Below are 24,517 nucleotides of genomic sequence, written 5' to 3' on the forward strand. Positions count from 1 at the left end.
GTCACCTCCCTCACGTCGGTCCGAGGGCAGGCTTCGCCCCCGGGTATGCACGCCTTCCTAGACGCCAATGCTTTTGAGAACATCCTTGTTCCCTAATTCAAGATGCGCAAGGAAGGCGAGCCTCAGTTCGGGCCGATCGCGACACATCTCACACGTCCGGTCCACACCCGGGACACGTACTGCGCCGACGCTCCCCGCACCGCCGCCTACGATTGTTCGGTGCCCCTGTCCGACGCGCCCGCGATCGACCCCGCCCAGGCGGTCACCGCGAGCGCCGCCACAACCAGCCCCGCTGACGCCGCAGCCGACCGCGAGGTCGCCGTGGAAGTGCGTGGCCTCGTCAAACGCTACGACGGCCGCGCGGTCGTCGACGGTCTCGACCTGGTGGCCCGGCCAGGCGCCGTCACCGCCGTCCTGGGACCGAACGGCGCGGGCAAGACGACCACCATCGAGTGCTGCGAGGGCCTGCGCTCCCCCGACGGCGGCACCGTCCGCGTGCTGGGCCGCGACCCCGTCGCCGACGCCCGGGCGCTGCGCCCTCGCGTCGGCGTCATGCTCCAGGACGGCGGCCTGCCCACCGGCGTGCGTGCCCTCGAGCTGCTGCGCCACGTCGCCGCCATGTACGCGGCCCCGCGCTCCGTGGACGAGCTCGCCGAACGGCTGGGCCTGCACGGCTTCGCCCGCACCACGGTGCGCCGCCTGTCCGGCGGGCAGCGCCAGCGCGTGGCCCTCGCCGCAGCGGTCGTCGGGCGGCCCGACGTCGTCTTCCTCGACGAGCCCAGCGCCGGCATGGACCCCCAGAGCCGGCGCGCCGTCTGGGACCTCGTGCGCGAGCTGCGCGCCGACGGCGTCGCCATCGTCCTGACCACCCACCTCATGGACGAGGCAGCCGACCTCGCCGACCACGTCCACATCGTGGACCACGGGCGCCTGATCGCCTCCGGCAGCGTCCGCGAGCTGACCGACGGCGACACCGGCCCCGGCACGGTACGCATCGAGGCGACGCCCGGCCTGGACCTGACGGGCCTGCTCACCACCCTCGGTCCCAACCCTTCGTGGGCAGCCGCGGAGCCCGAGCCCGGCGTGTACACCGTGACCGGACCGGTGGACGCCGCGGCACTCGCCGACGTGACCGCGTGGCTCGCCGACCGGGGCGTGCTGGCCCGGTCGGTCACCACCGGCCGCCGCACGCTCGAGGACGTATTCCTCGACCTCACGGGGAGAAACCTGCGATGAGCGTCCAGACCGTTCCGGCCGCCGCGCCCGCCGTCCGCCGGATCGCGGCCCAGGCCTCGTTCGAGGCGCGGGCGATCCTGCGCAACGGCGAGCAGCTGCTCGTGACGATAGTGCTGCCCGTCCTGGTGCTCGTCGGCCTGGTCCGGACCTCGTTCGTGGACCTCGACACGCAGGGGTACACGCGCATCGACTTCGTGACGCCCGGCGTCCTGGCGCTGGCCGTCATGTCCACTGCGTTCACGTCGCAGGCGATAGCCACCGCCTTCGACCGTCGAAACGGCGTGCTGCGCCTGCTGGCCACCACCCCGCTGGGCCGCACCGGGCTGCTGGCCGGCAAGGTGCTGGGCGTTCTCGCCGTCGAGGTGGTCCAGGTGATCGTCATCGCGGGCACCGCACTGGCACTCGGCTGGCGGCCGGAGCTGGGCGCGTTGCCCGCCGTCGTCGGCGCCGGGCTGCTGGGTACCGCTGCGTTCACCGCCCTCGCCCTCCTGTTGGCCGGAACGCTGCGCGCAGAGGGCGTGCTCGCCGTGGCCAACCTGGTGCTCGTGCTCCTCACGGTGGGCGGCGGCGTGCTCCTGCCCGCCGCGCAGCTCGCCGGCCCGCTGGCGCACGTCGCGGTGCTCCTGCCGTCGGGCGCCCTGGGCGAGGCGATGCGCGGAGCGCTGCTGCACGGGTCCGTCCCGGCGTTCTCCGTGGTCATCCTGCTGGGCTGGACCGCGGCGCTCGGCGCGGGTGCGGCCCGGCTCTTCCGCTGGCACTGAACCGGGTCGTCACGGCCTGTCCAGACTCGGCGTGCGCGGCATCGTCACCGGCGTCCAACGGTCTGGACGAGTCTCGCAGCCGAGCGCTCGTGGTGGCTTGGCATCAACGGTTGTGAGCCTGCCGTTGTCGTACTCCATCAGCGTCGCGGTGGAAGTCCAGGATTCGGTCCGCCTCCGCCTCACTGATGAAGCCGTCAGCCAGGAGCGCCTCCACATCCTCCTCGGAAGAACCAGGCAGCACACCGTCCACGGGGTCGACCACGCGTGGCACCCACGACTCCAGGGCTGCGAGGAGCTCGAACATCTCCGTGGCGATCAGGAGCCCAACATGCCGCTGGAGCACGATCTCCTCCACGCTAGGGGCCACACCAACCGCACTGGCCCGAGCAATCACACGGTGGACACTCGCCTGCGACATGTGCACAGCTCGAGCAATCTCCCGCTGCGCCATCCCGGCTTCAGCGGCCTGGTAGATCCGGCGGGTGCGTTCTATCTCAGCGAGACGGGCATGCGCGTACGCCGACCTCAGACCCGACTCGCTCTTCGCCAACGCGTTTGACATGGCTACCTCCTTGCAGACGAATCTAACGCTTGATTCAAAATGAATCAAGCGCTGGAAACCGGCGACGCGCCAACCCGGTTCGCCGCGGGAATCTACCTACCCTCACTCATAGCGGCTCGGTATGACTCTTTCGCGAGTAGGCGGGTGAAATTTGCCCTTTTAGGGTTCACTTCACCTACATTCCCCAGGGAGGCAGCGTGACTTCCACTCACAGCAACCGCCGTCGGCTGATCGTCGGCGCCGGTATCGCCATCGCCCTCGCAGCGGCTCCAGCCGCTGCGGCCATGACGCACGCGACACCGGACGAGGCCCCTGCGCCCGTCGCGGGCGCACTGATCGAGGACTCGTACATCGTCGTGCTCGAGGACTCCGACGTCGCCAAGGCAGAGGTCAGGAGCACGGCCAAGGGCCTGGTGCAGAAGTACGGCGGCGAGGTGCGGCACTCGTACACCAACGCGGTACGGGGCTTCTCGGCGTCGATGTCGCCGGGCCAGGCCAAGCAGCTCGAGGCAGACCCGTCGGTGGCGTACGTGGAGCAGAACCGCGTGATGACAGCCAGCGACACCCAGTCGCCGGTCCCTTCCTGGGGCCTGGACCGGATCGACCAGGTGGAGCTGCCCCTCGACGACTCGTACACGTACGAGAGCACCGGGTCCGGGGTGACGGCGTACATCGTCGACACGGGCATCCTGAACACCCACGAGGACTTCGGCGGTCGCGCCGTCAGCGGCACCGACACCGTGGACGGTGACGACGACGCCACCGACTGCGCGGGTCATGGCACGCACGTGGCCGGCACCGTGGGTGGTTCGGCCTACGGCGTCGCGAAGGACGTCTCGCTGGTCGGTGTGCGGGTTCTCGACTGCGGCGGCTCCGGCAGCTTCGACGGCGTCATCGCGGGCATCGACTGGGTGACCGCGGACCACCAGGCCGGCGAGCCCGCCGTGGCCAACATGTCGCTCGGCGGCGGCTTCTCGCAGGCCGTGAACGACGCCGTCTCCACGGCCGTCGCCGACGGCGTCACCTTCGCCCTCGCTGCCGGCAACGACAGCGGAGCCGATGCCTGCGACGGTTCGCCGAGCTCCACCCCTGAGGCGATCACGGTGGGCGCCACCGAGGACTCGGACGCCCGCGCCGCGTACTCGAACATCGGCACCTGCGTGGACATCTTCGCGCCGGGTACCGGCATCACGTCGGCCTGGTACACCGGCGACATGGACACCAACACGATCAGCGGCACCTCGATGGCCACACCCCACGTCGCGGGCGCTGCGGCGCTCGTGCTGTCCGGCAACCCCGCGGCTACCCCGGCCGAGGTCGGCGCCAGCCTGTCGGGCGCTGCCCTGCCGGACGTCGTGACCGACCCGGGCACCGGCTCGCCGAACCTGCTGCTGAACGTCAGCGGCCTCTGACGACCACACCCACAGATCCCGAAGGGACCCCGGCACCCGGCCGGGGTCCCTTCGTGGCCCCCGGGTCCGTCAGGCGAAGATGCCCGCCGTCCCCATCTCCACCCGACGGCGCCCGGCCCGTTCGTCGTCACCGAACCGGTCGACTCCCCAGGACAGTGTCGTGGCCAGCTCGAACACCTCGTCGCGGGTGACGGCGTCGGCCGCGTCGCCCGACGACTTCGCGGCGTCGAGCAGGTCACCCGTCCGCACGAGGAGCGGGTTGCACGCGGAGTAGAGCGGCGACTCGGGGTCGTCGTACGCGGTGGCGACGCAGTACGGCAGGTCGTGCCAGATGCGCAGCTGCCACGTCAGCCGCACCAGCCACTCCACGAGCGCCTCCCGCGGGGGGCGCGAACGAGCTAGCTCGTCGGCGTCGGCCAGCGCCGTGCCGATGTAGTCCTCCATGACCGCTGCCAGCAGGTCGTCCCGGGTGGGGAAGTTCCGGTAGAGCGTGGCGTTGCCCACCCCGGCCCGCAGGGCGATGCCGTCCAGCGAGGCGAGCACGCCGTCCTCCGCGAAGGTCTCGCGCGCCGCGCGCAGGACCGCGTCGCGGTTGCGTCGCGCATCGGCCCGCAAGGGCCGCGGCGCTGGTGCGGGAGCACCTCGAGCAGCAGGCATGGCATCTCTCCTTGCGTAAACGGGGAGCGTCCCCACATACTGATCCGGGGACACTCCCCACATGATCGAGGAGTATAGATGAACCAGACACTCGACGGCCGGACGGTGCTCGTGACGGGCGCCAACGGCGGCCTCGGAGCGCAGCTCGTGCAGCAGGCGCTCGACCGCGGGGCCCGCAAGGTCTATGCGGCGACCCGCTCCCCCGGGCGCTGGACGGACCCACGGATCCAGCAGCTGAGCCTCGACCTCACCGGCCCCGACGACGCCACCCGAGCGGCCGCCACGGCCTCCGATGTCGACCTGCTGGTCAACAACGCGGGCATCGCGCTGGCCGATGACTCCCTCTCGGGGCCCGAGGACGAGCTGCGTCGCACCTTCGAGACGAACTTCTTCGGCACGCTGCGCGTCGCGAACGCCTTCGCGCCGGTGCTCGCGGCCAACGGCGGCGGAACCCTCCTGAACATCCTGTCCGCGGCAGCCTGGAGCAATGTGCCGACCGGCTACGCGGCGTCGAAGGCGGCGATGTGGTCGGCCACCAACGGGCTGCGGCTCCAGCTGCGGGCCCAGGGCACGCACGTGGTCGGCCTCCTCGTCGGCATGGTGGACACGCCGATGGCTCAGCGATGGGACGTTCCGAAGGTCAGCGCCGAGAGCGTGGTCACCCAGGCCTACGACGGCGTCGCGGACGGCGCGCTCGAGGTGCTGGCCGACGAGCCGACGCGTGACCTGAGGTCCCGGATGGGCACCAGGGCCGAAGAGCTCTACCCCTGGCTCGACGAGCAGCTCGGCGCGTTCGTGCCCTGAACCGGCAGGACTGGCCCAGCAGGACTGCCACGGCAGGAGGGGTCGGCCCGCATCCGGCCCCTCCTCTGCGCCCGGGCACAGATCACACCCGGTCAGGACCGCATGCGGGGCGCGACGCCGCCGTCGGCCGCTAGCGTTGGGCTGTGACCGCAACCGCCGCCCCCACGTCCCGGTTCGCCGCGTTCGCCGGCTGGATCGACCGCTTCCGCCACTGGACGCGCGCCATCCTGGTCGCGAACCTGATCGGCCAGATCGGCATCATCGGGACCGGCGGTGCCGTGCGCCTGACCAAGTCAGGACTGGGCTGCTCGACCTGGCCGCAGTGCGAGCCCGGCCAGTTCACGCCGCAGTTCCACGAGGCCACGACCCTGCACCCGTACATAGAGTTCGGGAACCGCACGCTGACCGGCGTGCTGGCACTCATCGGGGTCCTGCTCGCCGTCGCGGTGTGCACCGACCTGAAGCGGTCGCAGTCCTATCGCCTGCTCGGCCTGGTGCCGCTCCTCGGCGTGCTGGCGCAGGCCCTGATCGGCGGCGTCGTGGTGCTGCTGCACCTGCACCCGGGCTGGGTGTCCCTGCACTTCGGCGTGTCGGCCGCTCTCGTGGCGGCGTCGCTGTACGTGCTGCACCGGCACGACGAGGGCGACAAGGCCCCTACCCGCGTGGTCGGGCCCCGTGTCCGCGCCCTGGCCTGGGCGCTCGCCGCGCTGACCGCCGTCGTGGTCGTGCTCGGCGTGCTGACCACGGGCGCGGGCCCCCACAGCGGCGACGCCGAGGTGGGCTACCGGATCGCCGTCGACCCGGCGCTGCTGACCAGGTGGCACGCCGCCGCGGTGTGGGTGTTCCTGGCCGCCCTGGCCGCCTACCTGGTAGCAGCTCGCGGCGGACCCGCACCGGTACGGCGCGCAGCACTGATCCTGCTCGCCATCACGCTGGCGCAGGGCCTCATCGGGTACGTGCAGTACTTCACCGACCTGCCCGAGCTGCTGGTGGGGCTGCACATGATCGGCGCCGCCGTCCTGATCGCCGGCACCACGCGGGTCTGGCTGACGACCCGGGTGCGCTGAGCCGCGACGGCCCTGACCGCTGCGTAGCCGGCTGGGCGGTGTACTGCCCCAGCGAGGTCCGCGCCTGAACGTCGACCACGGACGGCACTGAGGACGGTGCGGCCTCAGGACTGACGGCGCGGAGGCCGTGCCGCTAGGGTCGTCACGGGAATCCCGGGCACCGCCGAAAGGGTTGCATCGATGCAGCGAGTCCGTAGGTATCTCGACCCGGTCCTCGTGGCTGGTGTGCTCTTCTCCGTCGTCGTCTCGGTGGTCCTCGACGTGTCCGGCCTGGCGACCGGTGCGGAGCCACTGATCGTCGGTCTCGTCGGTACGGCGATCACTCTCGTCCTCGAGTCGATCGTGCTGGCCGAACGACGGTTCCGGTGGCGGGAGCGGTTCGCCCGGGCGCCCGAGCTCGAGTCCCGCATGGAGCAGGTCGCGGACTGGCTGATCGAGGTGTCAGAGCGGTACCCAGGATCCCAGGTCGAGGCCGAGGCGCAGCGACGCGTCGACCGCCTGCTCCAGGACGTCGAGGAGCTGGCGTCCGGACGGATGAGGTTTCCCGGCAGCGACTACCGGTTGATCGTCCGGGCCACCAGGGAGGCCAAGAGCACCATGTGGGCCATCACGAACCTGCGGACCCATACCGGGGAGCAGGCCTTCGTGGGGCCCAAGTACTGGGAGGAGAACCGGCGTGCGGTGCAGCGCGGCGTCCGGGTCGCGCGGGTGTTCGCCTACGACGAGATGACCGACCAGACGCGCGACCTCGTCGCGCAGCACGAGCAGGCGGGCATCCAGGTCCACACGGTCCGGAACGACCGGGTGCCGTCAGAGGCCTCGATGAGCCTGGTGGTCTGGGACGACGCCGTGGGGTGGGAGGCTCAGCTGAACGCCGACGGCGAGGTCGTGGAGAACCGGTTCACCGTGCGTCCCGACGACGTGCGCCGGCTGGTCGGCCTGTTCCGCCGTTGCGTCGACGCCGGCGACCCACCCGAGGCCCGCACCGTGTGAACCGGGGGCGTCCGGCTCACGAGCCGCTCCAGGGCACCGAGCAGAACGCCCGACGGGAGCACACGCGGAGCAGCCCGACGGCGCGCCGCGGTGATCCCCGAGGTCGTGACTTCGCGGCAGAGCGCCAGCATCAGCGCACCGGCAGCACGGGTGGCGCCCAGCTCGCGAACCGCTCCATGGCACCGAGCATGGCGCCCGACGGGAGCGTGCGCAGGAACGCGTTGCGCATGCCGACGAGCGCAGGGTTGGCCAGCTGCTCGCCGAACCGCGCGCTCGCCCAGGCGGAGCGCAGCACCCCGGCGGTCCGGGGACGCCGCACGCGGTCGTAGTCGGCGAGGCCCTCGACCACCGAGGCGGGGCCGGAGACCGACGCCGCGAGCACCACGGCGTCCTCGATCCCCTGGCCTCCGCCCTGGCCCACGTTCGGCGGCATCGCGTGCGCCGCGTCGCCCACCAGGGCGACCCGGCCTCGCGTCATGCGCGGGATCGGCTTCGGAAAGCCGTAGAGGTCGAGCTGCAGCAGCCGCTCCGGCGGTGTGGCGGCCAGGACCTGCGGAATGGGGTCGTGCCAGCCCGCGAAGGCTGTCCTGGCGGCGTCCAGGTCTTCGACCGGGTCGCCCGTCGGCCGACCCGGCGGGCCCACCTGTGTCGCGTACCAGTAGAGCTGTTCGTCGGCCAGAGCGATCAGGCCGAACTCGCCGCCAGGCCCCCACGTCTGGGACATCTCCGTGATCCCGGGGTTGTCGAGCACGGCGAGCCAGGTCGTCGACCCCACGTACGTGGGTTCAGTCGCGCCCGGGGCGACGGCGGCGCGCAGGTTCGACCGGACGCCGTCGGCGGCGACCACCAGGTCCGCGCTCAGCGTGGATCCGTCCTCGAGAGTGACGGTGGCGGGTCGTGCGGCGTCGCCGGGCTCGACCGCGAGCGCCCCCGCGCCGTAGGTGACGTGGGCCTCGCCGAGGGCGTCCAGGAGGGCCTCTTGGAGGCGGGGCCGGTGGAAGGCGATGGCGATGGTGCCGAGCCGTGCGGCGATCTGCTCGGCCGACAGGTGGACCAGCGCCCGGCCCGAGCCGTCGCGGAGCATACCTGGGGAGATCGGCCGGCCCGCCGGCCGCACCGTGCCGCCCACCCCTGCCGCGTCCAGGCCGCGCAGCGCGTTCGCCATCAGCACGATGCCTGCACCCGTGGTGCGCGGCTCGGGCGAACGTTCGAGCACCCGGACGTCCCAGCCGCAGCGCAGGAGCGCGTTCGCCGTGGTCAGCCCCGCGATCCCCGCTCCGACGACTATCGCACTCCTGGTCATCAAGCCTCCCTGGCGACTGTTCGCGACACCACTACGTACGTAGTAGTACACATGGTGCCATACTCGAGAGGTGCCCCGTACCAACCCGGCCCGACGCCGCGCCCTGACCGACGCCGCCATCTCCCTGCTCGCGTCCGACGGTGTGCACGGGCTCACCCACCGTTCCGCCGAACGCGCGGCGGGGCTCCCTGCGGGCACCGCCTCCAACTACTTCCGCAACCGCGAGGAGCTGCTGGTCGCGGCGGCCGAGCGAATCCTCGAGCTCCACCTCGAGGAGATGGACCGCGTCAACACCGACGCCGTCCGCGAGGGCACCGACCGGGCGCCGGACCTCGCCGAGCTGATCGGGATCTCGCTCGAGACCGCGTCGTCGTCCCTGCGCGACCGGTACCTGGCGATCTTCGAGCTGGTGCTCGAGTCGCGGCGCCGTCCAGCGCTCGCCACGGCCATGTCCCGCCTCGCCGGCGGTGCCGCCGCCTTCACCGGCGACCAGCACACCCTGCTGGGCCTCGACCTGCCGCCACGGGCGGCCCCGATGCTCATCACGCTCTACGGTGCCGCGTTGTTCGCCCTCGTCACCTCCCCCAGCGACACCGGCGTCCCGTCGGCGCACGAGCTCGCGCGGGCCCTCGTCGCAGGCACGCTCGCCACCACCGCGGACGACGAGCGAGGCACCGGCCCGCGCACCGACCTCGGCCCGGACGAACGCGGCACCGGCCCCGGCCCCGGCCCCGGCCCCGGCCCCGACGAGCGCAAGGCCGACAGCAGCGGCGGTGACAGCCCCGCCGTGTGAATCAGTTAAGTCCGTTGCCTGCGCCACCGCCGGCGCCGACCGTCGAGGTACGCCCGCGCCGCGGGCGCCGTTCGACGACGCACGCATCGGAGGCCACGCCATGAACCGAGCCCGAAGGCGGAGAGTCCTAGCCGCCGCAGCACTGGCCGCACTGTCTCTGGGCGCCCTCGGCATCGTGCCGGCGGCCGCCGGACCCGCCGGACCCGCCGAAGCCGACCCGGATCCCGTCACACAGGCGGCGCCCCGCGCCGTGACCGGGGAGTACGCCGACCGGTTCCTGGTGATGTACGACAAGATGCACGACCCCGCCAACGGCTACTTCTCAGCGCAGGGCATCCCCTACCACTCCGCCGAGACGCTCCTCGTGGAGGCACCGGACTACGGCCACGAGACGACGTCGGAGGCGTACAGCTTCTGGCTGTGGCTGGAAGCCTCGTACGGCCAGATCACCGGCGACTGGGAACCGTTCAACAACGCCTGGGACACGCTCGAGGCGTACATGATCCCGACCACGGAGAACCAGCCGACCAACGGCGCGTACAACCCGGCCTCCCCGGCCACGTACGCGCCGGAGCACAACCACCCGAGCGCCTACCCCGCGCAGCTCGACTCGGGCGTCTCCGTCGGCCAGGACCCGATCGGCGCGGAGCTCCGCCAGACCTACGGCACCAGCGAGATCTACGGCATGCACTGGCTGGCCGACGTCGACAACGTGTACGGCTTCGGCGCGGCACCCGGCTCCTCCGAGCTGCTGGGCCCGGACTACGAGGGCACCTCGTACATCAACACGTTCCAGCGCGGGCCGCAGGAGTCGGTCTGGGAGACCATCCCGCAGCCCGCCATCGACGACTTCTCCTACGGCGGCCCGAACGGGTACCTGGACCTGTTCACCGGGGACGCGAGCTATGCGCGGCAGTGGAAGTACACCAACGCGCCCGACGCCGACGCGCGCGCCGTCGAGGCCGTGTACTGGGCCAAGCAGTTCGCCGACGAGCAGGGCGCGGGCGGCGAGATCTCCGGCACCGTCGACAAGGCGTCCAAGATGGGCGACTACCTGCGGTACTCGTTGTTCGACAAGTACTTCAAGGAGATCGGCTGCGAGTCCACTGGCTGCGCGGCGGGATCCGAGCGCAGCTCGGCGCACTACCTGATGTCCTGGTACTACGCCTGGGGCGGCGCCCTGGACACGAGCGGCCCCTGGGCCTGGCGCATCGGCTCGTCGCACGCACACTTCGGCTACCAGAACCCGCTGGCGGCCTACGCGCTGTCCACCGACGCCGACCTCGTCCCCGCCTCGCCGACCGCTCAGGACGACTGGTCGACCAGCATGGACCGGCAGCTCGAGTTCTTCCAGTGGCTGCAGTCGGCTGAGGGCGGTATCGCGGGCGGCGCCACCAACAGCGTGGACGGGTCCTACGGCTCGCACCCGGCAGGTACTCCCACGTTCTACGACATGGCGTACGACGAGGCACCCGTCTACCACGACCCGCCGTCGAACCAGTGGTTCGGCATGCAGGGCTGGGGCGTGGAGCGGATCGCCCAGCTGTACCACCAGACGGGCGACGAGCGGGCGCAGTCCATCCTCGACAAGTGGGTGCCCTGGGTGCTCGACGAGATCACCGTGACCGCCGACTCCTGGCAGGTACCGTCCGAGCTGTCGTGGACCGGCGCCCCGGACACCTGGGACCCGGACAGCCCCGGAGCCAACACGGGCCTGCACGTGGACGTCATCTCGCACGGGCAGGACGTCGGCGTGGCCGGCGCCATCGCCCGCACGCTCATCTACTACGCAGCGGCCTCTGGCAACCAGCAGGCGGCCGACACGGCCAAGGCCCTGCTCGACGCGATGTGGGAGCAGGACAGCGACGAGAAGGGCATCGGCACCGTCGAGTCCCGCGCCGACTTCGGCCGGTTCGACGACGAGTACCAGCCCGGCGGCGACGGCGTCTACGTCCCGGAGGGCTGGACCGGCACCTACCCCAACGGCGACCAGGCCTCGGCCGGCGTCTCGTTCCTGGACCTCCGGTCGTTCTACGAGGACGACCCCATGTTCCCCGAGGTCCAGGAGTACCTGGACGGCGGCGACGTCCCGCAGTTCACCTACCACCGCTTCTGGGCCCAGACGGCGGTAGCGACGGCCATGGCGGAATACGACCGCCTGCTGGGCGCCGGCGCGGAGTAGACACGTCTACCCAGCGATTCGGCCCGAAACCGTTGAGAGTTTCGGGCCGAATCGCTGGGTAGGACCGGAAACTCAGACCTCCGGGACCCAGAGGTCCTCGCCCGACGGCGGCGTGCCGACCGGTCCAGCGCCAACGGGTACCGGCACCGGCGCGGCCTCCGGCAGGTCGCCCAGCGCGCGCTGCGCCACGGCACCCGACGAGAAGTTCGCGTAGCACTCGGGGCAGTACCAGTCGGGCGTCGGCACCGGGGTGTCGAACCCGCCGTACACGACGTCCGGCTCGAGCTTCATGTTGTCGTGGATGGCCTGGCCCCACACGATGCGCTTGGTGGCGCCACGCTGGCCGCACGACGGGCACGACGGACGCATCTGCGCCCGCTGCGACAGCACCGGGTGCGGGTGCAGCAGGGCGTGGCACGGTCCGCACACCAGGAACGTCTGCTCGATGAGCTCACCGAGGGGGCGCTCGCCGGTCTCGCCGGTGTGGGCACCGTCGTCGTGCGGCCGCAGCTGCATGACGTCGACGAACCGCTCGCACGACGCACACCGCTCCTCGCGGCGCAGGTCGGCGCCCGCCACCTGCTTGTGCCCGAGCAGACGCAGGACGTGCAGGTTGGGCGACAGCTCGTCGGTCTCGCAGTTGCCGGCGTCGAGCGTGCCGGTGGCACCGTGCTTGTACTGGTGGGCGATGCCGTCGAGCACCAGGCGGGCGTGCTCCTGGGGCAGCCAGCCGGACGACCGCGCGTACGCTGCGGCGCCGTTGAAGAGGTCGTCCCACACCACTGGCTTGTCGGGGCCGAACACCTCGTCGCTGACCCAGTCCTCGCCCTGGCTGGTGCCCATGAGCTCGACCGCGGCCACGATGCCGGGTTCGGAGCCCACGACGGTGACGACCACGTCGCCGCGCTGCGGTCCGTCGGCACCACCCGGCAGTCGGTGCTCGTGGCTGCGGCTCGCGATCGCGACCGCCTCGCCCAGCCAGTCCTCGGACCAGTTGAGGTAGACGGACGGAACGAGCCACGCCGGAAGGGACGATACGTTGGGAAGCATGTCGGGTTCGCTGGTCACGCGGGGAGAATAGCGCAGCCCGATGACGTCGCTCTAACCGCGACCGGTCACCGGGCTGCACTCCGGTCAGTTCTTGCGGTACTCCCACGGGCTGTCGACCGGGCGCAGCGTCTCCCAGTCGGACGCCCGGCCGATCGCCGCCGCGAGCACGCCCGCGATGGTCGCGGCGTTGTGCAGCTTGCCGGCGAGCGCGAGCGCGGCCGCCTCCTCCAGCGGCACGGGCACGACGACCATGTCAGCCTCCTCGGCCTCGCGCGTGTGCAGCTCGTCGTCCGGCACCGGCGTCAGGTCGCGGGCCAGGTAGACGCGCACCGCCTCGTTGCTGCCACCCGGCGTGGGCAGCAGGTCGAGGAGCACGTCCCAGGTGCCTGCGGTCATGTCCGCCTCCTCGGCCAGCTCACGAGCCGCCGCGACGTGCGGGTCCTCGCCGTCCAGGTCGAGCAGGCCGGCGGGCGCCTCCCAGAGGAAGGCGCCGACCGGGTGCCGGTACTGGCGCAGGAGCAGGACGTCACCGTCGCCGGTCAGCGCCACGACGACCACCGCGCCCGGGTGGTCCACGTACTCGCGGCGGACGATGCCGCCGGTCTCGCCCAGGTCGACCTCGTCGGAGACCATGTCGACCACGAAGCCCTGGAACGGGACGTCCAGCCGACGCGCGGGTCGCGGGTCGATGACGTCGCCGACCTGCTCCGTGCTCATGGTCACGAGGGCTGCTTCTCGAGCGCGGCGGCGATCAGGCCCGAGAACAGCGGGTGCGCCCGCGTGGGGCGCGACTTGAACTCCGGGTGGGCCTGCGTGGACACGTAGTACGGGTGCAGGTCGGCGCGGAGCTCGACGAACTCCACGAGCGACGAGTCGGGCGACGTGCCGGAGATCAGCAGGCCCGCCTCCTCCAGCTCGCCGCGGTACGCGTTGTTCACCTCGTAGCGGTGCCGGTGCCGCTCGGACACCTTCTCGCTGCCGTACGCCTTGGCCACCACGGAACCCGCGGTGAGCTGGGCCTGGTAGGCGCCGAGGCGCATGGTGCCGCCCATGTCGCCCTCACCCTCGACGATCGCCTTCTGCTCGGCCATGGTCGCCACGACCGGGTGGCTGCTGCTCGGGTGGAACTCGGTGGACGACGCGTCCGCCCAGCCCAGCACGTTGCGCGCGTACTCGATGACCATCGACTGCAGGCCGAGGCAGATGCCGAGGGTCGGCACGAGGTTCTCGCGCGCCCAGCGCAGCGCCCCGACCTTGCCGTCGATGCCGCGCACCCCGAAGCCGCCCGGCACGAGGATCGCGTCGACGCCCTCGAGCGATGCCTTCGCACCCTCCGGCGTCTGGCAGTCGTCCGCGGCGACCCAGCGGATGCCGACCTTCGCGTCGTTCGCGAAGCCGCCGGCACGCAGCGCCTCGGTCACGGAGAGGTAGGCGTCAGGCAGATCGATGTACTTGCCGACGAGCGCGACCTCGACGTTGTGCTCGGGCTCGTGCACACGCTCCAGGAGGCGGCTCCAGCCGTCCCAGTCGACGTCGTGGAACGGCATGCCGAGGCGGCGCACCACGTAGGCGTCCAGGCCCTCGGAGTGGATGACGCGCGGGATGTCGTAGATCGACGGGGCGTCGGCGCAGTTGATCACTGCCTCGTTGTCGACGTCGCACATGAGCGCGATCTTGTTCTTGATGCCCTGCGGCACCACGCGGTCGGAGCGCAGCACGATGGCGTCCGGCTGGATGCCGACGGTCCGCAGCGCGGCCACGGAGTGCTGCGTCGGCTTGGTCTTGAGCTCGCCGGACGGACCGATGTACGGCACCAGCGAGACGTGCAGGAAGAACACGTCGTCGCGGCCGAGCTCGTGCCGCACCTGGCGCGCAGCCTCGAGGAACGGCTGCGACTCGATGTCGCCGACGGTGCCGCCGATCTCGGTGATGATCACGTCGACGGCGTCGGACGCCTGCTCGCGCATCCGGAACTTGATCTCGTCGGTGATGTGCGGGATGACCTGCACGGTGTCGCCGAGGTACTCGCCGCGGCGCTCCTTGGCGATGACGCGGGAGTACACCTGGCCGGTCGTCACGTTCGAGGAGGCGGGCAGCTCGATGTCGAGGAACCGCTCGTAGTGCCCGATGTCCAGGTCGGTCTCGGCACCGTCCTCGGTGACGAAGACCTCACCGTGCTGGAACGGGTTCATCGTGCCGGGATCCACGTTGAGATAGGGATCCAGCTTCTGCATGGTGACGCTGAGGCCACGCGAGCGGAGCAGACGGCCGAGCGATGACGCCGTCAGCCCTTTGCCGAGAGAGGACGCCACACCACCGGTGACGAAGATGTGCTTGGTCGGCGTGGAGGCGCCGGACCGCTGACGGGACTGGAGACTGCTTCGGTGTTCGACCACGGAACTCCACCCTATCCGAGGTACGGCGTGCTCGTGGTGTAACTCCCAGCACACCCGCCGTTCACTCGCGGATCGTCGGTTGTTCCGATCGAGTCTGCCCCCGCGGAGCCGTTCTCGCCCGCCGGATCAGGCGCTCCGGGAGAACTTCCTCCGCAGCTTGCCCAGGCGGGGGCCGACGGCGGCGCGCAGACGGGGGTCGAGCAGAACGGCGATCACGAGCGTGACGAGCGCGGCCAGCAGGCCTACGGCCAGCCCGAGGCCGAGAGCGGCGGCGAAGCTGCCGCCGTCGAACTCCACCTCGCGCAGCGGCGCGGAGTCGAACCACCCGAAGGAGAGGCGCTCCGGCGCGAGCCACGCGGGCACCAGCAAGCCCGCGGCGGTCCCGGCGCCCGCGGCCACCACGAGCACCCCGAGCGCCCGCCAGACGCCGCTCAGCGCGTCCGGGCCAAGGTGCCTGCGCACGGCCAGGAGCAGCCCCAGCCCGGCCACGATCATCCCGGCGGTGCCGACGGCACCCAGGACCGCCATGACGTCGGACCGCAGCGCGTACTCCGAGCAGGAGGGCACCGTGCAGCCCCGCCCCGGCGACCGGCCGGCGAACAGCAGCGGGACGAGGGCAGCGCCGATCGCGGACACGCCCCACCCGCTCGCGGTGGCGATGACGGCGGCCCGCCCGTGGTCGAGGGCGTACAGCGCGCGCGACAGGTGCAGGATCAGCGCGAAGCCGATCAGCCCGGGCGCCAGCCAGATGAGTCCAGTGGCCATCCCCGGAGCGTCGCCCCGCACGATGAGGTCGAAGACCCGCTCGACGAACGGCGCTGCCGCCATCAGCGCGGCGACGCCGGCAGCCGTCACGAGCAGCAGGGTGCGCGTGGTGCGTGCCACGAGAGCGCGCAGCTCGCCGAGGCGGCCGGCCGACGCGTGCTCGGCGAAGTACGGGAACGCACTGGTGGCGATCGGGAACGCGAGCACGGCGTACGGCAGGAAGTAGACCTGCTGGGCGTACAGGTAGACGGAAAGCGTGCCGTCGCCGCCAGCGGCGTTGGCGGCGCGCAGCGTCAGGAACACCGACAGCTGCTGGACGACCAGGGCTCCGACGCCCGCGAAGGCCAGGCGCGCGGCCCGCGGCCCCTCCCCCGACGGGAACCGCAGCGTGGGCCGCAGCCGGAGCCCGGTGCGCCACACGGGCACCACGAGCGGCAGGGCAAGGAACAGCACGCCGAGCGTGGTCCCCCACGCCAGCCACCCGAGCGCCCTGGTCGTCAGCGCGGCGACGTCCTGCTGGTCGCCGTGCGCCAGCGCGCCGAAGACCGCGTAGACGACGATCACGACGAGGCTGGACACCAGGGGCGCGAACGCCGGCCAGAAGAACCGCTTGTGCGCCTGCAGGATGCCGCCCAGCACGACGGCGAGGCCGTAGAGCGGTACCTGTACGGCGAACACGCGCAGGAAGCCCGTGGCGACGTCGACGTGCACCGGGTCGGTCAGCCCGGTCAGGCTGATGATCGGGCGCGCCAGGAGCGCCATGAGCCCGGCCAGCGGCACCAGCACCACCAGCGTCCAGCCGAGCAGCGCCGAGGCGATCCTCGACGCCCGCTCCTTCGAGTCGGCCGTGCCGTCGGCGCTGGCCGTGCCGTCGGCGCCGAACGCGGCCCGGCTCAGCGGCCCGGCCAGCAGCGGCACGACGGCGCCCGCGAGCGCACCGCCGGCCGCGACCTCGAAGAGCAGGTTGGGCAGCTGGTTGGCGGAGTTGAAGACCGTCCCGACGCCGTCGGACCCGAGCCACCAGCCCTGTCCGAGCCAGCGGCCGAAGCCGACCATGCGGCTGGCGAGCGTGACGACCGTGACGAGCAGCGCGGCGCTCGCCAGGGTTCTGGCGCGGCTCACGCGCCCGGGGAGGCCACGGGTCGCCTACCGAGCATGTCGGCCTTGTTCAGCCACTCGTTGCCCGCGATCACCTTCGAGAAGCTGACCTTCTCCGAGGCCAGCATGAGCCCGACCACGCCAGCGAGCGCCGTCCAGCGCACCGCGCGGGACGTGCCGAACGCGATCTGGCTGCCGACCAGGGCGCCGAGCGCGTTGGCGCCGCCGTCGCCGAGCATGTCCTGCTCCCCCAGGTCGCCGGGTGCGGCAGCGGCAGCGGCGCCCAGCACCGCACCGGTGGCGGCGCCCGCGCCGGTGGCGGCGCCCGCGCCGCCCAGCATGAACGGGAGGCTTGCCGCCGTGCCTGCCTTGAGCGCCCGGCCGGGACGCAGGTCGAAGAGGTTGATCAGGTTCGCGGTGCCCCCGATGAGAGCGCCGTTGAGCCCGACGTCGACCAGGTGACCGAACGCGCTGCCCGTGCGAGGCGTACCCACCGCAGCGGCGACGAGCGCAGAGCCGGAGATGCCGAGCACCTTGAGCCCGCCGGTGGTCAGCCGCCCCTCCACGAGGGCGCCGAGGTGGCCTCGCAGGCCCTTGGTGCGCACTGACGTGTCCTCGGCGAGGTCGTCGACCAGGCCGAAGGCGCCTGCCGCGGCCGTCGCGAACGCCGACGCCCCCGGTGCCCGGCCGCCGCTGACTGCCGCGCCGGCCACGAGCCCCGCGGTGACCGCCGGACCCTCCAGCAGGCTGATCGGCTCGCCGCGATGGTTGGTCCGCGTCCACAGGGAGGCGCCGCCGAGGCCGCCCTCGGCGACCTTCTCGCCCAGCTTGCGGCGCGCGAACGCCGTCGCGACGCCTGCGACGATGCCAGCGGCGATGAACCTGCCTGCACCCATGAGTACCCCTCGGTCTGTGTCGGTTCTTCGGTCCGTGCTTCGGGTCGGACTCTCAGCTTCTGCTCCGGCTCAGCCTCTACTCATATCGACTGAGCCTGCGGTTCCGCTTCGGGCGAGTACCTCGTTCCTCGGTCCTCACCCTGCGCTGCACCTCCGGCTCAGTCGACCGACGGCGGAAGGACCGCCGTCGCGTCGTCCTCCAGGCCGTACTGCCCGACGACGCCGCCCAGGCGCGCCGCGACGGCCAGCGGCACGTTGATGCGGCCCACGAGCCGGTCGATGCCGCTCACCGTGCTCACCTCTGGGGCGATCTCCTCGTCGTCCCGCACCGCCTGCACGACGTCGCCCCGTTCCGTGGTCGGTCCGGCGAGGACCGCGGCGCCGGAGACCTGCTGCACCGCCTGTACGACGGAGAGCCACACGTCCTCCGCACCCGGTTCCGCCTCCTCGGTGGCGCCGTCGGCGGTCTCCTGCGGCTGGCCGGCGGGGCCGACCAGCAGCACCACCGCTTCAGCTGCCTGGCTCTGCTCGTCGCCCGGCTCCACGAGGCCGAACCGCTCCAGCTGCAGCTCGAGGTCGGTGGCCTGCGAGCTGCGGTCCGTGCCACCGTCGCTGCCGGTGAGCGAGAGGGCGAGCGCCGCGCCGAGCACGGCGCTCGGGTCCTCCTGCTCCGGCGCCGCCTCGCCGAGGTTGGCGCGCAGCCCCTGGGCGAGGGTCTCGCGGGACGACTCCTCGGCGGCGTCCGTCCACGCCTCGGTGAGCACCGACTTGGACACCACGGTGGCGCCGGCCGTGTCGATCTGGTTCAGGACGCCGTCGTGCACGTCCTGGGAGACCTCGCCGAGCTGCACGACCGCCACGCGCGTGCCCTCGAGCGATCCGGTGACGAGCTGCGTGCCCGCCGCCTCGATGAAGCGCTCGTCGCCGTCGAGGGCGGTCTGCGTGGCGTCCAGCTCGGTGCGCAGGTCGGTACGCTCGGCGCGCAGCGCGTCCACCTGTTCCGTCAGGGTCTCCCCGATCGCGCCCTGCAGCGGTCCGGCACCGAGGATGATGCCGACGGCGAGGGCGAGGAAGACGGAGATGAGCGAGACGAGGTGGTATCGGAAGTCGATCACGGTACGGAAGAGTCCTTAGGCATGTTCCGGGCAGCGGGTGCCCGGCATCAGGTCGGGGCGGCAGGAGGGTCGGAGCGTGTGCTCCGGGCCGGTCAGCCGCCGAACAGGTGGCTGATCCAGGACACTACGTCGTCGAAGCGTGCCCCGATCAGTCCGAAGAAGGTCTGGCCCGCCGAGGTCGAGGCCAGCGCCGCGAGCACCGCCGCGACGCCCGCCCCGGACAGCAGCGTGAGCTGGGTGTTCGAGATCCGCGTGCGGTAGAGCCTCGAGACGCCCTTGGCGTCCACGAGCTTGCCACCGACACGGAGCCGGGTGAGGAAGGTCGACGCCATGCCCGCCCGCCCCTTGTCGAGGAACTCGACCAGCGTGGCGTGCGTGCCGACGGCGACGATGAGCTCGGCGCCCTTGTCGTCCGCCAGGAGCATCGTGATGTCCTCGCTGGTCCCCGTGGCGGGAAAGACCACTGGGTCCACACCGAGCGCCTTGACGCGCTCCAGACCGGGGGCCTTGCCGTCACGGTAGGCGTGCACGACGATCTCCGCGCCACAGGCCAGCGTCCGGTCGGACACGGAGTCCATGTCGCCGACGATCATGTCGGGCTGCCAGCCGGCGTCGATGATCGCGTCCGCACCGCCGTCCACGCCGATCAGGACCGGCCGGTTCTCCCGGATGTAGGACCGCAGCAGTGCCAGGTCCTCGCGGTAGTGGTAGCCGCGCACCACGATCAGCACGTGGCGGCCCTCGATGGAGGTGCTGATGTCGGGCACGCCCACGCCGTCGAGCAGGAGGTCCCGCTCGCGCCGCAGGTAGGTCATGGTGTTCTCGGCAAACCGCTCGATCTCGGCCGACAGGCCTTCGCGTGCGGCTGCCTGGTCCGTGGCCACGGTCTGCGGCGTCTGGTAGGTGCCCGTCGCCACGACGACGTCGCCGACGAAGACCTCGCCGCCCGCGATCCGGACCTCGGTGCGCTCGTCGATCGCCATGACCGCGGGGCCGAGGTCGTCCACCAGGGCGATGCCGGCGGCGACCAGGATGTCCGGGCCCGTGTTGGGGTACCTGCCGGAGGTGGACCGGGCGGCGTTCAGCACCGCGACGGGACCGGCGGACACGAGGGCGTCCGCCGCGACGCGGTCGATGTCGACGTGGTCGATCACGGCGATATCACCCGGGTTGAGCCGGGACGTCAGCTCCTTGGTCCGCGCTCCGATCCGGGCAGGTCCGTGCACAGTGGCCTGCGGATGGGCCGTTCCGTGGTCGGTGGCGCTCTTCGCTGCGCTCTTGTCAGCGCGCTTCTCGGGTCGGGAGATCAGCTTCATCCGCTCTATCGTCCCACGACCGAGGACTCCAGGAGCTCGAGCGCGTGGGTCCGCGCCGTCTCGGAGTCGTCCTGGCCGGACAGCATGCGCGCCAGCTCACGGACGCGGGCGTCCGCGGTGACTTCACGCACGCCCGTGACGGTGATCATCCCGTCGTCGGAACCGGACGATCCGGCGTCGCCGTCGGAGCTCTTGGTGACCACGAGGTGCGCGTCCGCGAACGCCGCTACCTGCGCCAGGTGGGTCACGACGACCACCTGGGTGCTACGGCCCAGCTGCGCCAGCCGGCGGCCGACCTCGACGGCGGCCCGGCCACCCACGCCTGCGTCGACCTCGTCGAACACGAAGGTGCTGCGCGGGGTGTCGGCGGTGCGCTCGGCCGCTGCGCCGCCCGAGGTGGCCAGGGCGACCTCGAGCGCCAGCATCACGCGTGAGAGCTCACCGCCGGACGCGCCCTTGCCGAGCGGCCGCTCCGGCGCACCGGGGTGCGGCACGAGCAGGAACGTGATCTGGTCCGCACCGAACGGGCCGGGCTGCTCGAGCGGCTCCGCCGAGACCACGAGGTGGGCGCCGCCCATCGCGAGGCCGTGCAGCTCGTTCGTCACGGCCTCGGCGAGCTGCGACGCGCCGCGGGTGCGCTCCGCCGTGAGGATCTCGGCCAGCCTGGCCAGCTCGCCGTCCAGCTCGGTCACCCGGTCGCGCATCGAGGCGAGGCGGTCGCCGCCGTCGTCCAGGTCGAGCAGGCGCAGGCCTGCGTCGCTGGCCCACTGCAGGACGTCGTCGATGGTCTCGCCGTAGGAGCGCGTCAGGGCGTTCAGCTCGGCCATGCGGTTGTGCGCCGTCTCCAGCCCGGCCGGGTCCGCCTGCAGGTCGTCCACGTACGCGGCGACGTCGGTGGCGACGTCCGCCAGCAGGTAGCCCACCTCTGCGAACCGTGTGGCGAGCGCGCCGAGCGCGGCGTCAGAGTGGGCGGCGGAGTCCAGGGCGCGCCGCGCCCGCTCTACGAGCGCTATCGCGTTCTCGCGCGCGCCGTCCGCGTCTTCTCCCGCGACCGCCTCGTGCGCCTCGGTGGCAGCGGTGCGGAGCCCTTCCGCGTTGGACAGGCGCTCGATCAGGGCCTGCAGCTCGGCGTCCTCACCCGTCACCGGGTCCACCCGCTCGATCTCCTCCAGGCCGATCCGCAGCAGCTCGACCTCGCGCGCCCGCTCGGCGCCGCGCGCCTCCAGGTCCGCGATCTCGGTCAGGAGACCGCCGCGCTCCGTCCATGCGGTGCGGTAGGCGGACAGCACCCGCTGGTGGGCCGGGCCCACGAACGTGTCCAGGGCGTCGCGCTGCTTGGCCGACGTGCGCAGCCGGAGCTGGTCGGACTGGCCGTGCACGGTGAACAGGTCCTCGGCGATCTCCGCGAGCACACCCTGCGGCACCGCGCGGCCGCCCAGGTGGGCGCGTGACCGGCCGTCGGCGATGGTGCGCAGGATCACGACGGTGCCGTCGTCCTCCACCTCGCCGCCCGCCTCATCGACGCGGCCAAGGACGGCATCCCGCCCCGAGACGCGTACCCGGCCCTCGACCGCCGCCGACGACGCACCCGGGCGCACCGACTGCGGGTCCGCCTTGGCGCCCATGAGCAGGTTGAGCCCCGTGAGCACCATCGTCTTGCCGGCACCGGTCTCACCCGTGATGACGGTCAGGCCGTCGGACAGGGGTACCCGGGCCGAGCGGATGACGCCCAGGTTCTCGATCGCGATCTCCTCGAGCACCTGACTCCTTAATTCTCTGGTGTGGTGTCGGCTGGGTCAGAAGGTACATCCTGGACCTCCACGTGCCCTGACCCGACACGGTCCCGCCAGCCCGACACGGGCAGATTGAACTTCGACACGAGCCGGTCCGCGAACGGCGCGTTCGACAGTCGTGCGAGCCGCACCGTACCCCCCTGACGCACGACGACGCGAGAGCCACGGGGCAGCCGGATCTCCCGGCGGCCGTCGCAGGTCAGCACCCCCTCGACCGTCGACTGCGGCAGCACGTCGACCGTATACCTCGACCGCGGACCGATCACGAGCGGCCGCGCGAACAGGGCGTGCGCCGACAGCGGGACCATGAGCACGGCGTCGACGTCGGGCCAGATCACCGGGCCGCCGCCCGAGAAGGCGTGCGCCGTGGAGCCCGTCGCCGTGGCCATCACCACACCGTCGCAGCCGAACGACAGCAGCGGGCGGCCGTCCACCCCGATCGCCACCTCGAGCATGCGGTCGCGCGTGGCCTTCTCCACGGTCGCCTCGTTCAGCGCCCAGCCGACCACCGGCTCCGCCGTGCCGGGCAGGTGCACCGTGACCTCGACCGTCGCGCGCTCCTCGACCTCGTAGTCCCGGGCCGCGAGCCGCTGCACCGCGGCGCGCAGGTCCTCCCGCTCCGACTCCGCGAGGAAGCCCACGTGCCCAAGGTTCACGCCGAGCAGGGGGACGTCGGTGCCACGGGTGAGCTCCGCGGCGCGCAGGATCGTGCCGTCACCGCCGAGCACCATCACCGCCTCGGCGTTGTGCACGCCCTCCGCGACGCGCTTGGCCGCCATGTGGTCGCCGAACTCCTCGGCCAGCGCGTCGTCGTGCAGCGTGTACTCGAAGCCCGCCGACTTCAGCTCGCGCAGGGCCTCGGCCAGCGCCGCGACCGCCTTGGGGCGGCCACCGTGGGTCACGATCAGGACGCGCCTGGTCACAGCTCGCGCTCCTTCTGCTCGTCGGTCTGCTGAGTCCTCCGTGCGGCGCCCACAGGCCCCCGCACGACGACGGCCGGTGGCTCAGGCGGGTGGCCCGGCCGCTCGGGCTCGCCCTGCGCCGGGAGCCAGGCCACCGCGGTCTCGACGGCGTCGGCCAGCTCGTGCTCGCGGGGTCCCGCGCCGGGCTCCCCGGCGAGCTGTCCCGTGCTCCCCTCGACGGGCCCCGGGCCGGCCTCGCGCACGAGCCACAGGAAGAACTCCCGGTTCCCGCTCGGCCCGGGCAGCGGGCTCGGCACGACCGCACACACCCGCAGGCCCGCGTGCTCCGCTGCGTGCGCCACCGTGCGCACCACCTCGGCGTGCAGCGCCGAGTCGCGCACCACGCCACCGCTGCCCAGCCGCTCGCGCCCGACCTCGAACTGCGGCTTGATCATCAGCAACGCGTGCGTCCCCGGGCGCAGCACGCCCGCCACAGCAGGCAGCACCATGGTCAGGGAGATGAACGAGAGGTCGGCGACCACGAGGTCCGGCGGTCGTGCGAGATCGGCCGGCGTCAGGTCGCGGACGTTGAAGCCCTCGACGACCGTCACCCGATCGTCGGCACGCAGCGCCGGAAAGAGCTGGTCGTGACCCACGTCGATGGCGACCACGTGAGCGGCGCCCCTGCGCAGCAGCACGTCGGTGAAGCCGCCGGTGGACGCGCCCAGGTCGGCGCAGAACGCACCCTCGACCTGTGGCCCGCCCGGCACCCGGGCCAGAGCGTCCAGCGCACCGGTCAGCTTCAGCGCGGCGCGCGACGCGAACTCGTGCGCCGGGTCGTGCCCTGGCAGCAGCGACACGTCCGTTCCGTCAGCCACCGCCGACGACGGCTTGACCACCACCCGGCCCGCGACCAGCACCCGGCCGGACCCGACAAGCTCCGCGGCGTGCCGCCGGGAGCGGGCCAGCCCACGGCGGACCAGCTCCGCGTCCACCCGCGTGCTCCCTGTCATGGTCACCACTGTCAGGCGTCACCGGCGAGGTGGGCCCGGAGGGCGTCGTGCACGGCCTCGAACCGGGCCACGTGATCGGCCGGGGGCAGGTCGTCGAGCCCGTCGAGCGCGTCGAGGGCGCTCCGGACACCCGCGTCGGGATCAGCCGGGCCGCTCAGGGTTTCCTCGGTCTCGTAGAACTCGTCCATCGTGCGTCAACGCTCCACTGTGCTCGTCCGTGCCCGTCGGGCTGCCGCCCGTTGCCCTGAGCCGTCTGCCGTCTGCCTGCTGCCTGCTGCCTGCTGCCTGCTGCCTGCTGCCTGACACGGTACCCGCCGCCACCCCCGGAACCTGGGATAAGCGGCGCGAACTCCACCGAAAATGACCAGCTTCCCTGCCGAGTGCAGACTTCGTCGCGCCCGTG

22 protein-coding genes are annotated in these 24,517 nt (G+C 72.1%); 8 read left to right on the forward strand and 14 right to left on the reverse strand.

Going from position 1 to position 24,517, the window contains the following annotated elements; translation table 11 throughout:
- The first annotated feature begins 219 nt into the window (after positions 1–219).
- On the forward strand, positions 220–1,236 hold the full coding sequence (locus APR04_RS05875) for an ABC transporter ATP-binding protein (protein WP_253868460.1): 1,017 nt from the start codon (positions 220–222) through the stop codon (positions 1,234–1,236).
- Positions 1,233–1,997: an ABC transporter permease gene (locus APR04_RS05880; RefSeq protein ID WP_253868461.1), complete on the forward strand. Its 765-nt coding sequence runs from the start codon at positions 1,233–1,235 to the stop codon at positions 1,995–1,997. Before APR04_RS05875 ends, APR04_RS05880 begins: the two co-directional genes overlap by 4 nt.
- 103 nt (positions 1,998–2,100) lie before the next feature.
- On the opposite strand, the gene APR04_RS05885 is transcribed toward APR04_RS05880, so the two are convergent.
- Positions 2,101–2,352: a hypothetical protein gene (locus APR04_RS05885; RefSeq protein ID WP_253868462.1), complete on the reverse strand. Its 252-nt coding sequence runs from the start codon at positions 2,350–2,352 to the stop codon at positions 2,101–2,103.
- Positions 2,353–2,756: 404 nt separating this feature from the next.
- Between APR04_RS05885 and APR04_RS05890 the strand changes: the two genes are divergently transcribed.
- A complete protein-coding gene (locus APR04_RS05890) occupies positions 2,757–3,971 on the forward strand; it encodes a S8 family peptidase (RefSeq protein ID WP_253868463.1) in 1,215 nt (404 codons plus the stop codon).
- A 69-nt stretch (positions 3,972–4,040) separates the two neighbouring features.
- Here the strand turns inward: APR04_RS05890 and APR04_RS05895 are convergent, their stop codons facing one another.
- Positions 4,041–4,628, reverse strand: coding sequence for a TetR/AcrR family transcriptional regulator (locus APR04_RS05895; RefSeq protein ID WP_253868464.1), 588 nt, complete (start codon positions 4,626–4,628; stop codon positions 4,041–4,043).
- Positions 4,629–4,706: 78 nt separating this feature from the next.
- On the opposite strand from APR04_RS05895, the gene APR04_RS05900 reads away from it, so the two are divergent.
- The 3 genes from APR04_RS05900 (at position 4,707) to APR04_RS05910 (ending at position 7,492) form a co-directional block, all read left to right on the forward strand.
- The gene (locus APR04_RS05900) at positions 4,707–5,432 is read left to right on the forward strand and encodes an SDR family oxidoreductase (protein ID WP_253868465.1); all 726 of its coding nucleotides are present in this window, start codon (positions 4,707–4,709) and stop codon (positions 5,430–5,432) included.
- A 143-nt stretch (positions 5,433–5,575) separates the two neighbouring features.
- Entirely contained in the window at positions 5,576–6,499 is a 924-nt protein-coding gene (locus APR04_RS05905) for a COX15/CtaA family protein (protein ID WP_253868466.1), read from the forward strand.
- A 180-nt stretch (positions 6,500–6,679) separates the two neighbouring features.
- A complete protein-coding gene (locus APR04_RS05910; protein WP_253868467.1) occupies positions 6,680–7,492 on the forward strand; it encodes a hypothetical protein in 813 nt (270 codons plus the stop codon).
- A gap of 130 nt (positions 7,493–7,622) precedes the next feature.
- Here APR04_RS05910 and APR04_RS05915 read toward each other — a convergent pair whose 3' ends face one another.
- Positions 7,623–8,795, reverse strand: a complete 1,173-nt coding sequence (locus APR04_RS05915) for an FAD-dependent monooxygenase (RefSeq protein ID WP_253868468.1) — start codon at positions 8,793–8,795, stop codon at positions 7,623–7,625.
- A 70-nt stretch (positions 8,796–8,865) separates the two neighbouring features.
- Here APR04_RS05915 and APR04_RS05920 point away from each other — a divergent pair, with 70 nt between their 5' ends.
- Positions 8,866–9,588 carry a TetR/AcrR family transcriptional regulator gene (locus APR04_RS05920; protein ID WP_253868469.1) on the forward strand — a complete coding sequence of 241 codons (723 nt, stop codon included), beginning with the start codon at positions 8,866–8,868 and terminating at the stop codon, positions 9,586–9,588.
- Between the two features lie 100 nt (positions 9,589–9,688).
- A complete protein-coding gene (locus APR04_RS05925) occupies positions 9,689–11,770 on the forward strand; it encodes a glycoside hydrolase family 48 protein (protein ID WP_253868470.1) in 2,082 nt (693 codons plus the stop codon).
- 72 nt (positions 11,771–11,842) lie between these two features.
- Here APR04_RS05925 and APR04_RS05930 read toward each other — a convergent pair whose 3' ends face one another.
- From APR04_RS05930 to APR04_RS05980, 11 genes are all read right to left on the reverse strand, one after another.
- Complete coding sequence (locus APR04_RS05930; RefSeq protein WP_253868471.1) at positions 11,843–12,838, reverse strand: hypothetical protein; 996 nt, start codon at positions 12,836–12,838, stop codon at positions 11,843–11,845.
- 66 nt (positions 12,839–12,904) lie between these two features.
- Positions 12,905–13,537, reverse strand: a complete 633-nt coding sequence (locus APR04_RS05935; RefSeq protein WP_253868510.1) for an NUDIX domain-containing protein — start codon at positions 13,535–13,537, stop codon at positions 12,905–12,907.
- Positions 13,538–13,539: 2 nt separating this feature from the next.
- Positions 13,540–15,216, reverse strand: a complete 1,677-nt coding sequence (gene pyrG, locus APR04_RS05940) for a CTP synthase (RefSeq protein WP_253868472.1) — start codon at positions 15,214–15,216, stop codon at positions 13,540–13,542.
- Between the two features lie 126 nt (positions 15,217–15,342).
- Complete coding sequence (murJ, locus tag APR04_RS05945) at positions 15,343–17,103, reverse strand: murein biosynthesis integral membrane protein MurJ (RefSeq protein WP_253868473.1); 1,761 nt, start codon at positions 17,101–17,103, stop codon at positions 15,343–15,345.
- Complete coding sequence (locus tag APR04_RS05950) at positions 17,100–17,975, reverse strand: hypothetical protein (RefSeq protein WP_253868474.1); 876 nt, start codon at positions 17,973–17,975, stop codon at positions 17,100–17,102. Before APR04_RS05950 ends, murJ begins: the two co-directional genes overlap by 4 nt.
- A gap of 158 nt (positions 17,976–18,133) precedes the next feature.
- The gene (locus APR04_RS05955; protein ID WP_253868475.1) at positions 18,134–19,090 is read right to left on the reverse strand and encodes a copper transporter; all 957 of its coding nucleotides are present in this window, start codon (positions 19,088–19,090) and stop codon (positions 18,134–18,136) included.
- 92 nt (positions 19,091–19,182) lie between these two features.
- On the reverse strand, positions 19,183–20,406 hold the full coding sequence (gene steA, locus APR04_RS05960; protein WP_253868476.1) for a putative cytokinetic ring protein SteA: 1,224 nt from the start codon (positions 20,404–20,406) through the stop codon (positions 19,183–19,185).
- 5 nt (positions 20,407–20,411) lie between these two features.
- Positions 20,412–22,166 carry a DNA repair protein RecN gene (recN, locus tag APR04_RS05965; RefSeq protein ID WP_253868477.1) on the reverse strand — a complete coding sequence of 585 codons (1,755 nt, stop codon included), beginning with the start codon at positions 22,164–22,166 and terminating at the stop codon, positions 20,412–20,414.
- Between the two features lie 8 nt (positions 22,167–22,174).
- A complete protein-coding gene (locus APR04_RS05970) occupies positions 22,175–23,122 on the reverse strand; it encodes an NAD kinase (RefSeq protein ID WP_253868478.1) in 948 nt (315 codons plus the stop codon).
- The gene (locus tag APR04_RS05975) at positions 23,119–24,114 is read right to left on the reverse strand and encodes a TlyA family RNA methyltransferase (protein WP_253868479.1); all 996 of its coding nucleotides are present in this window, start codon (positions 24,112–24,114) and stop codon (positions 23,119–23,121) included. Before APR04_RS05975 ends, APR04_RS05970 begins: the two co-directional genes overlap by 4 nt.
- 11 nt (positions 24,115–24,125) lie before the next feature.
- Positions 24,126–24,302 carry a hypothetical protein gene (locus tag APR04_RS05980; protein ID WP_253868480.1) on the reverse strand — a complete coding sequence of 59 codons (177 nt, stop codon included), beginning with the start codon at positions 24,300–24,302 and terminating at the stop codon, positions 24,126–24,128.
- Between the last annotated feature and the right edge of the window lie 215 nt (positions 24,303–24,517).

The organism is Promicromonospora umidemergens (assembly GCF_024171995.1).
Taxonomy (GTDB): domain Bacteria; phylum Actinomycetota; class Actinomycetes; order Actinomycetales; family Cellulomonadaceae; genus Promicromonospora; species Promicromonospora umidemergens.

Excerpts from the sequence above, each read along its gene's own strand:
- APR04_RS05895 (WP_253868464.1), bottom strand. The coding sequence starts at position 4,628 with ATGCCTGCTGCTCGAGGTGCTCCCGCACCAGCGCCGCGGCCCTTGCGG.
- APR04_RS05950 (WP_253868474.1), bottom strand. The coding sequence starts at position 17,975 with ATGGGTGCAGGCAGGTTCATCGCCGCTGGCATCGTCGCAGGCGTCGCG.
- APR04_RS05915 (WP_253868468.1), bottom strand. The coding sequence starts at position 8,795 with ATGACCAGGAGTGCGATAGTCGTCGGAGCGGGGATCGCGGGGCTGACC.
- APR04_RS05880 (WP_253868461.1), top strand. The coding sequence starts at position 1,233 with ATGAGCGTCCAGACCGTTCCGGCCGCCGCGCCCGCCGTCCGCCGGATC.
- APR04_RS05925 (WP_253868470.1), top strand. The coding sequence starts at position 9,689 with ATGAACCGAGCCCGAAGGCGGAGAGTCCTAGCCGCCGCAGCACTGGCC.
- APR04_RS05935 (WP_253868510.1), bottom strand. The coding sequence starts at position 13,537 with ATGAGCACGGAGCAGGTCGGCGACGTCATCGACCCGCGACCCGCGCGT.
- APR04_RS05900 (WP_253868465.1), top strand. The coding sequence starts at position 4,707 with ATGAACCAGACACTCGACGGCCGGACGGTGCTCGTGACGGGCGCCAAC.
- APR04_RS05910 (WP_253868467.1), top strand. The coding sequence starts at position 6,680 with ATGCAGCGAGTCCGTAGGTATCTCGACCCGGTCCTCGTGGCTGGTGTG.
- APR04_RS05975 (WP_253868479.1), bottom strand. The coding sequence starts at position 24,114 with ATGACAGGGAGCACGCGGGTGGACGCGGAGCTGGTCCGCCGTGGGCTG.
- steA (WP_253868476.1), bottom strand. The coding sequence starts at position 20,406 with ATGAAGCTGATCTCCCGACCCGAGAAGCGCGCTGACAAGAGCGCAGCG.
- APR04_RS05980 (WP_253868480.1), bottom strand. The coding sequence starts at position 24,302 with ATGGACGAGTTCTACGAGACCGAGGAAACCCTGAGCGGCCCGGCTGAT.